The organism is Listeria fleischmannii subsp. fleischmannii LU2006-1 (assembly GCF_000344175.1).
GTDB classification, from domain to species: domain Bacteria; phylum Bacillota; class Bacilli; order Lactobacillales; family Listeriaceae; genus Listeria; species Listeria fleischmannii.
In genome coordinates, this window is sequence record NZ_ALWW01000032.1 from 1 (window position 1) to 11,953 (window position 11,953).

An 11,953-nucleotide genomic window follows, 5' to 3' on the forward strand; every position below is an offset into this window, starting at 1 on the left:
CWCGAATGTGGATGAGGACATCTTACGGTAAGTATAAGCGTGGTTTTTTCTTAGATTGGCGTGCAGCGGACCGTATGAAGGTGTCGCTATTTCATAAAATTGACTACTACATAGACGACAACAGTTTAAACCAACCGAAGATGTTAAAGTGGTCTGATTATTGTTTGGGGCTTACGGAAATGCTTTCTGGTCCGTTTCGTTTTGTGCCGTATTTTGATCCGGGGGTTTGGGGCGGTTACTGGATGAAGGACAAACTTTCCATTACGCATGAAAGCGAGAAATTGGCCTGGGCGTTTGACGGGGTGGCGGAAGAAAACAGTTTATATTTACAATTTGGAAATATGTGCATTGAGACCCCGGCCATTAATGCGGTGCTAAAATATCCGCTTGAGCTTTTGGGTGAGCTTGTTTTTAGTCGCTTTGGTGCAGAACTTCCAATTCGTTTTGACTTTTTAGATACGATGGGCGGCGAAAATTTAAGTTTACAAGTGCATCCAGATAAAGAATATATTAAAAAGCAATTTGGCATGGATTATACCCAAGAAGAAAGCTATTATTTATTAGATGCTGAAGATGAAGCCGTCGTTTATTTAGGACTAAAAGATGGTGTAGAGGAGGCCGATTTGTTAGCTGCTCTCCGTCAAGCAGAAAGTGGAGACGCTCCTTTTGATGCAGACCATTACATGCACACGCATAAAGCTCAAAAGCACGATCATTTTCTAATACCATCCGGCACCGTTCATTGTTCAGGCGCGGGCTCAATGGTCCTTGAAGTCAGTTTATCGGCTTACATTTTTACTTTTAAACTTTGGGATTGGGGAAGACTTGGGCTTGACGGGAAACCGCGTCCTGTTCATATCAATCACGGTGAGAAGGTCATTAACTGGAATCGCTCTGAAAAATGGGTAAGGGAAAATCTGGTGAACCATTTTGAACTGCTTGAAGAAACCGATTTACATACAAAAGAACAGACAGGACTTTACGGGACAGAGCAAATTGTAACTGAGCGTGACTGGTTTACGGACTATGTTGATTATGATAATAGCGAAAAAACAGTCAATATGTTGAATTTAGTTGCGGGTGAAAAAGTGGTTGTTGAAAGTGTTGATAATACGTTTGAGGCATTTGAAGTGCATTATGTGGAGACTTTTGTGATTCCAGCACAAATTGAGAAATTTAGAATTAGAAATATTGGAAATAGTGAGAAGGTAGCCATTTTACGTGCCCGTATTCAGTAGTTTTCAGAAATAGGACAGAAGTTTATTTTAGAATCAACGGATGTCCTATTTTTTTTATATGTAAATACTTTTTTCGTCAATCGAAAATCATTTTCGCAATCCTTGTAACCGCTTGCACCCATATAAGGCAATATTTATAATGAAAAAGAAATAAGGCAATTCTAAAAATTATCTATCTGGATAATAGGAAATCGGAAAATAAAAATATTTCATTATATTTTTATTAGTAATTTAATAAAAAGGAGAGTTTAGGATGAAAAAAATTATTTCTGTAAGTTGTATGATAGCGGTCCTAATGCTTTTAGCAAGTTGTGGTGGGGGAAGTTCAGCAAGCTCAGGCGTAGAGTTTTATACAGATAAAGGCGGAGAAAATGTGGGCATAATGAATTCGATGTCCGATAAAATTGTAGATGACGGGGGAGTGGGCTATAAAACGGTCGGTTACACCGAAGTAACTGCTTATGAAACGGCTGTTCAACAATCATTAGATAGCAAAAAAGCACCGGGTTTATTTACTTGGTGGAGCGGCGATAAGCTCAAAAAATTAGTCGATAATGATTTAGTTGTAGATTTATCAAAAGAATGGAAAGATTATTATGAAAAAGAAGGTGTAAACCCCGGCCTAGCAGATGCCTTTACTATAGACGGCAAGGTGTATGCAGCGCCATTTAGCGTACTTTACAATGGGATTATATATAATAAAAAAGTGTTTGATAAATATAACTTAAAAGCACCCGAAACATGGGAAGAATTTATTAACGTATGTGACACATTAAAATCGAAAAAAATAGAACCGGTTGGACTTAAAAATGATCCGTGGGCAAGCTTCCTTTGGTTCCAAACGCTGATTGCAAGCTACAACCCTGAACTTTATGTAGGCCTAACGAATGGGGACATTAAATATACAGATCCAGAAATGAAAAAAGTTATGAAAATCTGGCAAGGTTTGATTAAAAAGGGATATTTCGGCGAGCCAGTTGATCCTGCTTCCCAAGCAAAAATGTTCTCAACAGGTGAAAGCGCGATGATCTACGAACCAACAGTGACGTCTACAACACTTAAAAAAGAATACAACATGGAACCAGGAAAAGACTTCGACGTTTTTGTAGCCCCTTCTATGAAAGAAGGACAAAAGAAAGTCATTTTCTTTGAAGCTTCTCCAATTGCGGTTTCAAAAAATAGTAAACAAAGTGCGGATGCTAAAAAAGTATTACAAAGTTTTTATAAAAAAGATGTGCAACAAATATTTGTCGATGAGGCAGGAATCATCAATACGGATAACACGAAATCAGATGATCCTGTAAATGGCGGTTTTGTTAAAGAAGCGGCCGATACGGATAAATATTCGGTTATGGTTCGTTATTATGAAGCGACGCCAATCGAAATCGTGAATGTTGCAACGGATGAATTATGGAAGTTTTTCTATAACCCAACAGATAAAATGATTGACGATACATTAAATACGATTCAAGAAACAGCAGACAAAACATTCCAATAAAAGTGGCAGTAAAAGGTGCGCATAGTGAAGATTCTTATGTTCACCTTTTGCTTTCAAACTAACTTTACTAGAAGAGGGTGATTCGGATGAGTAGAGAATTGCGGCCAAGACGCCGGGAATTAAAAACCTATTTATACATTGCACCGGCAGTTATTTTCGTCTTTTGCTTTTGTATTTTATCAATTATTTTTACGCTTTTTATTAGCTTTACAAATTGGAGCGGGTTAGGCAGTTTCGAATTTGTTGGTTTTAGTAATTATATCGCGGTTTTTCAAGATAAAAATTTCTTACTGTCCTGTATTAATACGCTCGTTTGGGTAGCAGCGGGCCTTATTATCCCGGTTGTTTTACCGCTTCTTTTTGCTATTGCGATAACGAAAAGTTCATTTGCGACGATTTTTAAAAACCTATTTTATTTTCCTAATGCGGTTTCAGGCGTTATTGTCGGTCTCATTATGACAAGCTTATTGTCTATGTATGGCTTGCCGCAACTTCTAGGGATGCTTGGTTTTGAAAACTTGGATAAAAACTGGTTAAACATTCCTTATGTCAATACGGGCGTTATGATTGTGGCGGGTATTTGGCAGGGCATTGGGATGAATATGTTACTTTTTATTATCGGATTAGTAAATATGCCAACTGAACCGATTGAGGCTGCTAAAATCGAGGGCGCTACGGGATTTGGCCTATACACAAAAATTATTTTACCTTTATTAAAGCCAACGATTATTGTTGTGGTCTTGATGTCGCTTGTCAATAGTTTTAAAACGTTTGACGGGATTTGGATTATGACGGGCGGGGGGCCGTACCGGACTTCTGAGACGCTTGCTGTCACGATGTATAAAGAATCATTTTCGAATAATCACTTAGGAATGGGTTCAGCGATTGCGATTATGTTATCGGTTATTATTTTAGTTATTTCTATTTTCTACTTACGAAAAACATTTACGAAGGAAGGAGGAGCTTAACCATGGAAAATACAAAGAGTGCTGGGGTTTCTAGATGGATTATCAATATCATTTTAATTTTACTTGCGATTATTTGGATTTTTCCGTTTCTCTATGTCATTGTGAATGCGGTGAAAAGTTCAGCGGAATATAGTGTGGGAAATTTTTGGGATTTACCAAAATCATTTTCGGTAGCGGAAAACTGGGAATATTTAACGCAACAAATTCAGCTTGGTTCGGGCTTTATCAATAGTATTATCTACGGGATGCTTGGGGGAGGTCTTGGGATTATTATGGCGGCGCTTGCGGCGTATGCGATTGAGACACTGAAAATTAAGCACGGTTTACTGTGGTTTTTTGTCATCTACAGTGGCACCATTTTCCCGTTTCAGGTGTATTTGATCCCTATTTTTAAAGCGTATAATCAAGTGGGTTTGTATGATACGAGAATCGGGATGATTTTAATTTATGCGGCGCTCATTATTCCGTTTAGTGTGTTTGTTTTACGTAATTTCTTAATGGGTGTTTCAAAAGAGATGCTTGAAAGCGCGCGAATTGACGGGGCTTCAGACTTTTACATTTTCAGAAAAATTTATATGCCTATGGCGCGTGCACCGCTTGCAGCTGTATTTTTATTCCAATTCACATGGATATGGAGCGATTTGTTATTTGGTATGACGCTCACGAAATCGGAATCGGCAAGACCTGTCATGGCCGCGGTTTCGCTTTTAGGCGGCTCGACCATTCAAAAGGTACCGCCCATTTTACTTGCAGCCATTATCGTATCTATCCCAACGATTATTTTATTTGTTTTATCGCATCGAAATTTAGAAAAAGGATTTATTGTAACTACAAAATAAGGAGTGTTTGTAAAAATGAGTTTATCGAAAAAATGGAAGTTATATGTACTGCATCATTCTCATACGGATATTGGTTACACAGAGCGGCAAGAAAAGTTAAAACGCTACCATGTTGATTTTATTCAACAAGCCATTGACATTTTAAAGGCTATAGAAGACGGGGAGCATCCTGAATGGGAGGGATTCCGCTGGGTTTGTGAAAATTACTGGCAAGTAGAAAACTTTTTAGCGAATAGTAGCGCAGAAAATATTGCGAGTTTTGAACGTTACGTGCAGGCCGGCTTAATTGATATTTCGCTCAATTATTTAAACATGACCGAATTAGTTGATCAAGATGTTTTAAATCATAAACTAAAAGAAGGCAGAAACTACGCTGATCGCCTAGCTGTACCGCTTGATTCAGCGATGAGTGCAGATATTAATGGCTATTCATGGGGGTATGCAGATGCGCTAGCAGAGAACGGAATTGAAAACTTATTTAGCTGTATTCACACCCATCACGGTATGTTTCCAGCTGGGAAGAAGCACAACGGTTTTTGGTGGGAAGGACCAAGCGGCGACCGTGTTTTAACTTGGGTTTCCGATCACTATCATATGGGAAATGAACTTTGCCTCGTCCCCGGTCATGGCATTACATACCTCTTAGAAGACCGTTTTAATGAAAAAGCAGCGGTTTCTGATTTTTCAATTACAGAAGACCGGATTTACCAGTATATTGGTAAGCTAGACAGCGATCCTGAATATGAATATGATTTTGTTCCTATCATGGTGTCTGGGATGAGTACTGACAACGGGGCTCCCAATGGGCGGATTTTAGAGCGGATAAAAGAGTGGAACGAGCGCCACGGCGCGGAAATTCAAATTGAAATGATTACGCTCAACCACTTTTTCGAAATATTAAGAGAAAAAATGAACGAACTGCCGGTGTACCGAGGGGACTGGAATGACTGGTGGGCGGATGGTGTAGGTTCAACGCCTGCTGTAGTAAAACATTATAAAGATGCGCAGCGTAAGTACCACATCGGGAAACAGTTATCGCCTGAATTAACCGTAGAGGATAAGGCTTATATGAAAGATGTGGAGTATGAACTTGCGCTTTATGCAGAACATACATGGGGCTATTCCTCTTCTGTAACAGAACCTTGGGAAACGCTTGTCAATGATTTAGATTTTAGGAAATCGGCTTATGCGATACGTGCGAATCAATTAGCTTCTTTAAAACTGGATGAAATCTTAGCGACAAAAGGTGAAGTAAGCATTCGACCAGAACGTGAAAAATTATTTAAAGTCATTAATCCGCTTGGCATTGCTAGAACGGATAGTGTGTGTTTATACATTGAGCACTGGGAAGATGTAGAAGGCGTAACGGTTGATACTTTGCTACAAAACATTGAAGTGGTGGATGAAAAAACAGGAGAGGTTGTTCGTACACAAGTTCGTGAAATTGCTCGAGCAAAAGAAGTGGAAATCGTCACTCATTTAGAAGCATTTGAAGAACGAATTTTCCGGATTCGCCCTAAAAAGAAACTAAGTAAAGAAAACTATCAATATTTAGCGGTAGATAAAATTAAAGACATTATGTATGAGGGATGGCAAGATGGTTTACGTGTGAACGAGCACCAGATTGAAACAGATTACTACAAAATGACGTTAGACGAAACGAAAGGAATTGTTTCTTTCATTGATAAACAAGACGGTCGGTCACTACTTCGTGATAACCTTATTCACGCGCCTTTTGTAGGCGTTTATGAACGGACAGAAACTAAACCAGATGCGTGGGAAGTTCGTCATACGATGGGGCGGAACCGCAAGAAAGTAGGGACAAAACGCTACGTTTCAGAGCTAAGCGATATTCGCATCGTTGAATCAGGCGAAGTCAGCGCAACAGCCGTTTTCACCTATGAGTTAGTAGGTACGCAAATGTATGAAATCCATGTCAAAGTGTACCGAGATACCCCTAAAATCGATGTAACCCTGCGTCTTCATAAAGATAGTGTTTGGGATCCGGAAAATTTATATATCGCGTTTCCGTTTACAACAGGCGAAACCGAAGAGCTTTATTTTGATAAAGCAGGATGCGTCATGCGGCCCGGGGTGGACCAACTACCAGGAACTAATCAAGAATTTTATTTGGTGCAAGAAGGTGCCGCTTATGTAGGGACTGAAAAATCCTTTTTAATCGCGCTAAAAGATACCCCTTTACTCGTTTTAGGCGAGCTCGAACATCATTTAATTGAACTTTCTGGTCAAAATAAAGAAACGAACAATGCGGAGCCACTTTATGTATGGGCGATGAATAATTTTTGGGAAACAAACTTTAAAGTGGATTTAGCCGGCTTTTATGAATTCCGCTATACGCTTTCAGTGGTTTCGAAAAAAGAACCAAAAGAAGCCACCGAGTTGTGTAAGGCTTACAATCAAGGATTTTTATCGATGTATATTTAATAATGAGGAGTGCAAATTTTATGTACCGAATCGGGATAGATATTGGCGCAACAAATATGCGAGTGGCCCTCTTCAACGATGCGTATCAACTTATGGAAAGAGCAGAACAGAAAACTGAGGCGCATTTAGGCGTAGCGCAGGCGTTAGAGAAACTTTTCGATATGATTCAGCAAGTCGATCCGAATCAATTTGCTTCTGGAATTGGTATCGGGGCACCTGGGCCACTAGACGCCGCGCAAGGTATCATTTTAGACGCACCTAATTTGCCGGGATGGCATGGTTTTCGTCTAAAAGAGGCCATTTTTAAACGTTTCGGAAAACCCGTTTTTTTAACAAATGATGCAAAAGTTGCGGCTCTTGCTGAAGCCAAATTAGGTGCCGGAAAAGGCTGTCATACGGTTCAATTTATTACGGTTAGTACGGGTGTTGGCGGCGGATTCGTTCACTGCGGAGAGTTGTTTTCGGGCTTTCATGGGCACGCTTCTGAGGTTGGGAATATGATAGTGGACGTAAGCGGTGGAAATACATTGGAGGAAGTTTGTAGTGGTACGGCGCTACTGTATGAAAGTAAACGCTTATTTGGTAATGAAAAAACGGCGAAAGACTTATTTATCGCGGCTAAAAATCATCATTCTGAGGCGGAGGGAATTGTGGAGCGTTGGATTACTCATTTTTCAGCAGGATTAACGTCTATGATTCAAGTGCTTGACCCAGAAATTTTCGTCTTAGGTGGAGCTGTTATGTTGCGAAATCCGTGGCTCATTAAGCATCTTACAGATAGGGTGGAAACGCTTGTCTATGAATCGATGCGTTCAAATGTAAAGCTGAAACTGGCATCGCTTGGTGAAGATGCAGGGCTATACGGAGCGGCTATGCTTGTCAAAAGAAGGGACTGACAAAATGGAAAATGAAAATTTACTAAATGAAACAAGTCGAGATATTGATTTTATGGGCGATGAAACGTATTATCGCTTGCGCCAAATTACAAAAACGATTTTAAAACAAGCCAAAAAAGATAATTCGGAACTAGCAGAAATAATTGGTGATAGAATACATGAAGTGCTAGAAGGAAGCGAACTCTCTGACAAACTAAAACGCATGTTTCGTAAATGTATGTTAAATACAATCACAACAACACTCGTTCAAAAAGAGGATGATTCAGCTTTTCTATTTACAGGAGATATTCCTGCGATGTGGCTTCGGGATTCAGGCGGACAGTTACGTGTCTTTTTAAACTTGGATGATCCGACAGGGAAACTATACGATGTGATTGGGTCTGTGATTCGCCAGCAATTTCGTTATATTGTAAATGACCCTTATACGAATGCTTTCAATTTTTCTGCGGACGGAAACTGTTGGAGTGAGATTGATCAAAGCGAAAGGAAAAATCCACTTAGCTGGGAGCGTAAATATGAACTAGACTCCCTTTGTTTTCCGGTTGAACTTGCTTATTTTTACTGGAAGAAAACAGGGCGAACAGATATTTTTGATTCAGAATTTTTAGCAGCGGTTAAAGAAATTGTACGAGTATGCCGCACGGAACAGCACCACATGGAAAAATCCGAGTACTTTTTCATACGCGAAAATGGCGTAGAGCAAGATAGTGTGCCAAACAATGGTCGTGGGTCAGAAGTCGGCTACACGGGAATGATTTGGTCGGCGTTTCGTCCAAGTGACGATGCTTGTGAATACGGCTATCTCATTCCGGCGAATATGTTTGCTGTTGTGATCTTCGGCTATTTGGAAGAAATTTTAAGTGCTTTCTTTGTCGAGGAGGAAACGCTAAAAAATGAAGTGGCTCAGATAAGAAAAGAAGTTCAAGCGGGAATAAATGAATTTGGCATTATTCAGCATCCTAAATACGGGGATATGTATGCCTATGAAGTGGATGGTTTAGGCCATCACAATTGTATGGATGATACAGGCGTTCCGAGCTTACTATCGCTTCCATATATTAAATACTGCGAGCCGAGTGATCCAATTTATCAAAACACACGACGCTTCAGTTTATCTACAGATAATCGTTATTATTTTGAAGGCAAAATAGCGAAAGGCCTAGGGAGCCCACATACCCCGCCCGGCTATGTCTGGCATATGGGGCTTGCCATTCAAGGCTTGACTTCAGTAGATAAAGAGGAGAGAAAGGAACTGCTTCGTTTATTTGAAACAACGGATGCCGATACGGATTTAACACATGAAGGTTTTCTAGCGGATGATCCGAACATCTATACGCGAGAATGGTTCTCTTGGTCCAATTCGATATTTTGTGAATTTATTTTAAAAGAGATTGGAAAGTTAAAGATATAACTTGTGGTGTTATCCCCGTGATTATTTCATAATAATCACGGGGATATTTGTTGTATAATAGATGTATACAAATTGAAGGGAAAGAGGTTATGTGAATTGAAATCAGGTATCGTACAATTACAAGCGCTAGCAAAGCAGTCTATGAGTTCCTATCAAGATATAGCCAAATACATTGTTACAAATGCGGAAGCTGTTAAAACTATGCATATTACGCAACTAGCGAAGGAATGCTACACTAGTCCAGCTACAATTGTACGGATGTGCAAAAAACTAGGCTACAATGGCTACACCGATTTTAAGCAAGACCTCGTTCTAAATTTACATAAATGGTTTTTTGAAAAGCAAGAAGTCTATAACCGTGGCTATATTTATCCGAACAAAGCGGCGATTGAAATTGGGGAAGTTATTACCAATTTAACCATCAACGGGATGATTAAAAGTGTGCAATTTTTAGACTCGGAACTTGTGACAGACTTGGCGAAAGTTTTATTCGAAGCAGAACGAATTGATTTTTATGGTTGTGGGGTATCGAATTTAGTGGCGCAAGATTTTTCTTACCGTTTTTTGCGTTCGGGTAAAAATACAAGTGCTTTTGCGGATTCGCATATTCAAATATCTCAAGCCCAGCAGTCGGATACGGGCTGTGTGGCGGTCGGGATTTCCTATAGCGGCGAAACGAAGGAAGTGATTGCGGCACTTGAAATCGCGAAACAGCTCGGGGCATACACGCTGTCATTTACGGCGGAAGGGGATAACAGTTTAACGCAAGTAGCGGATTGCAATATTTCAGTCGCGCAAATTGAGCATCCAGAAGGGTATGTGGCGGCGGCTTCGCGTATTGAGATGCTTCATGTGATGGACATCATTTATTCAGTGTACGCGAGCGTATACGGCGAAACGGTGGCCTCAAAAATTTCTAAGACACGCCCTTATTTCAAAAAAAGGAACGGGAAGGGATGACACTAAATTGAATATAAGCAGAAAAACAATATATTATGACTTCTTTATGTTGATTTTAGTTATTATCTCGATTATTCTATTGCCCTTTGATCATTTATATGTGGCTATTTTAAATGGGGTGATTTGGCTCGTTTTTTTAGCGGATTACATCTTTTTCTTTATAAGAGCAACAAGTAAAAAAGAATATGTAAAGACGCACTGGATTGAGCTAATTGCACTTATTCCTTTTGATGCGGCTTTTAAAACGATTAGAATTCTTCGAGTGTTTAGATTACTTAGACTAACTTCGATTGGGAGTCGTTATTTTTTACCGGTTTTTACTTTTATGCGGCAAAAACATTTGGATAAGGTTTTTCTTGCCATCCTTCTATTGGTCTTGATACTACCAATCCCTATTTATTTAATCGAGCCAAGTATTCATTCTTATGGGGATGCTTTTTGGTGGGTACTAGTCACGATTACAACAGTTGGTTACGGGGATATTTCACCGACGACACTTATCGGTCGTATTATAGCTGCTGTTTTAATGATATTCGGGATTGGGATAATTGGGATTATTACAAGTACGATTACATCCTTTTTTATGACAAATAAGAAAGATGTTTATGCGATTTTAAAAGATATTGATTCACTTACGGAAGAAGAAAAAGAAAAAATAATCCAGTATTTAAAACAATAAAAAAGCCATTTACACATTGACCTTTTATTTTAGCTTATTCAAAATTTCAATTTGATTCAATACATCTTCTTTTACTTCTTCTGAATCTTCCCGAATATGAGGTTTGTTTCCTATCAAATGAACATAATGTCAGAAAAATAGTGAAAGGTGAAATTATCCAATTTCATCTTGTATAATAAAATGTATAAAGAAAGGTTGTGTTTTTTTGGTAAAAGTGATTTTAGATGCAGACGATTTTGGAATGTCAGAAGCGATTAATCATGGCATTATTAAAAGTTATACGGACGGCATAACTACCTCCACACTGCTTATGCCGAATTTAGAGGCCGCGAGTCACGCCGCATGTTTAGCAAAAAATTACCCCGATTTATTCGTCGGGCAGCATACCAACTTTTTACTCGGAAAACCGTGCGCAAACCCGAAAGACATCCCTTCTCTTGTGGATGAAAATGGGGAGTTTCACCGTTCGGCTTATTACCGGAGTAACCCAGGGTTTACATTTTGCTACGATGACGTTAGAACGGAGACCCTTGCGCAAATGGAGCGCTTTAAAGAGCTTACCGGGCATTATCCGGAGCATATGGATTGCCATTCCATTGGCGATGAGGTTGTGGATCAAGTATTTTATGATTTAAGCCTTGAAATGAACGTACATGTCACCTTAAAATATAGTGGTGATAAGAAATGGCCTGAAAATAAGCGCTATAAGCCGATTACAAAATTGCTAGAATCAGGCGCGCTACCATATATTTCAAACGGCGTATCCGTTCGGAACTTTTTAAATGATGATTTTAAATTGCTCGACCTAGGCCAAGATGAAATTGCAGAAATGCATTTTGATGTAGGCTACTTAGACCAATTTGTCCTTGACAATTCTTCTTACACACTGCTAAGGTGTAAAGAGCTCGAAACGATTTGTAGCCCACTCGTTAAAAAATGGTTCACGAGTAATCAAATTGAGCTTATCACATTTGCTGATTTAAAAGAGTAGAAAAACCTAATTTTTTATTTTAGAAAAA

At 39.3% G+C, this 11,953-nt stretch carries 10 protein-coding genes; all 10 read left to right on the forward strand.

Annotated elements, in window-relative coordinates:
• A partial coding sequence (locus LFLEISCH_RS09970; RefSeq protein WP_007476000.1) for a class I mannose-6-phosphate isomerase occupies positions 1-1,238 on the forward strand: 1,238 nt, incomplete at its 5' end.
• 253 nt (positions 1,239-1,491) lie between these two features.
• A complete protein-coding gene (locus tag LFLEISCH_RS09975) occupies positions 1,492-2,736 on the forward strand; it encodes an ABC transporter substrate-binding protein (protein WP_007476002.1) in 1,245 nt (414 codons plus the stop codon).
• 86 nt (positions 2,737-2,822) lie between these two features.
• Positions 2,823-3,704: a carbohydrate ABC transporter permease gene (locus LFLEISCH_RS09980; protein WP_007476004.1), complete on the forward strand. Its 882-nt coding sequence runs from the start codon at positions 2,823-2,825 to the stop codon at positions 3,702-3,704.
• A gap of 2 nt (positions 3,705-3,706) precedes the next feature.
• The gene (locus LFLEISCH_RS09985; protein WP_007476006.1) at positions 3,707-4,543 is read left to right on the forward strand and encodes a carbohydrate ABC transporter permease; all 837 of its coding nucleotides are present in this window, start codon (positions 3,707-3,709) and stop codon (positions 4,541-4,543) included.
• Between the two features lie 15 nt (positions 4,544-4,558).
• On the forward strand, positions 4,559-6,988 hold the full coding sequence (locus LFLEISCH_RS09990; protein WP_007476008.1) for a glycoside hydrolase family 38 N-terminal domain-containing protein: 2,430 nt from the start codon (positions 4,559-4,561) through the stop codon (positions 6,986-6,988).
• Between the two features lie 20 nt (positions 6,989-7,008).
• Positions 7,009-7,884 carry an ROK family protein gene (locus tag LFLEISCH_RS09995; RefSeq protein WP_007476010.1) on the forward strand — a complete coding sequence of 292 codons (876 nt, stop codon included), beginning with the start codon at positions 7,009-7,011 and terminating at the stop codon, positions 7,882-7,884.
• On the forward strand, positions 7,865-9,295 hold the full coding sequence (locus LFLEISCH_RS10000) for a glycoside hydrolase family 125 protein (protein WP_007476012.1): 1,431 nt from the start codon (positions 7,865-7,867) through the stop codon (positions 9,293-9,295). The genes LFLEISCH_RS09995 and LFLEISCH_RS10000 overlap by 20 nt, the downstream gene beginning before the upstream one ends.
• A gap of 96 nt (positions 9,296-9,391) precedes the next feature.
• Positions 9,392-10,255 (forward strand): MurR/RpiR family transcriptional regulator, encoded by an 864-nt coding sequence (locus LFLEISCH_RS10005; protein ID WP_007476014.1) that lies wholly within the window; start codon positions 9,392-9,394, stop codon positions 10,253-10,255.
• Positions 10,256-10,262: 7 nt separating this feature from the next.
• On the forward strand, positions 10,263-10,934 hold the full coding sequence (locus tag LFLEISCH_RS10010) for a potassium channel family protein (RefSeq protein ID WP_007476016.1): 672 nt from the start codon (positions 10,263-10,265) through the stop codon (positions 10,932-10,934).
• Between the two features lie 205 nt (positions 10,935-11,139).
• A complete protein-coding gene (locus tag LFLEISCH_RS10015; protein WP_007476018.1) occupies positions 11,140-11,925 on the forward strand; it encodes a ChbG/HpnK family deacetylase in 786 nt (261 codons plus the stop codon).
• Positions 11,926-11,953: the final 28 nt, after the last annotated feature.

Excerpts from the sequence above, each read along its gene's own strand:
- LFLEISCH_RS09975 (WP_007476002.1), top strand. The coding sequence starts at position 1,492 with ATGAAAAAAATTATTTCTGTAAGTTGTATGATAGCGGTCCTAATGCTT.
- LFLEISCH_RS09980 (WP_007476004.1), top strand. The coding sequence starts at position 2,823 with ATGAGTAGAGAATTGCGGCCAAGACGCCGGGAATTAAAAACCTATTTA.
- LFLEISCH_RS09985 (WP_007476006.1), top strand. The coding sequence starts at position 3,707 with ATGGAAAATACAAAGAGTGCTGGGGTTTCTAGATGGATTATCAATATC.
- LFLEISCH_RS09990 (WP_007476008.1), top strand. The coding sequence starts at position 4,559 with ATGAGTTTATCGAAAAAATGGAAGTTATATGTACTGCATCATTCTCAT.
- LFLEISCH_RS09995 (WP_007476010.1), top strand. The coding sequence starts at position 7,009 with ATGTACCGAATCGGGATAGATATTGGCGCAACAAATATGCGAGTGGCC.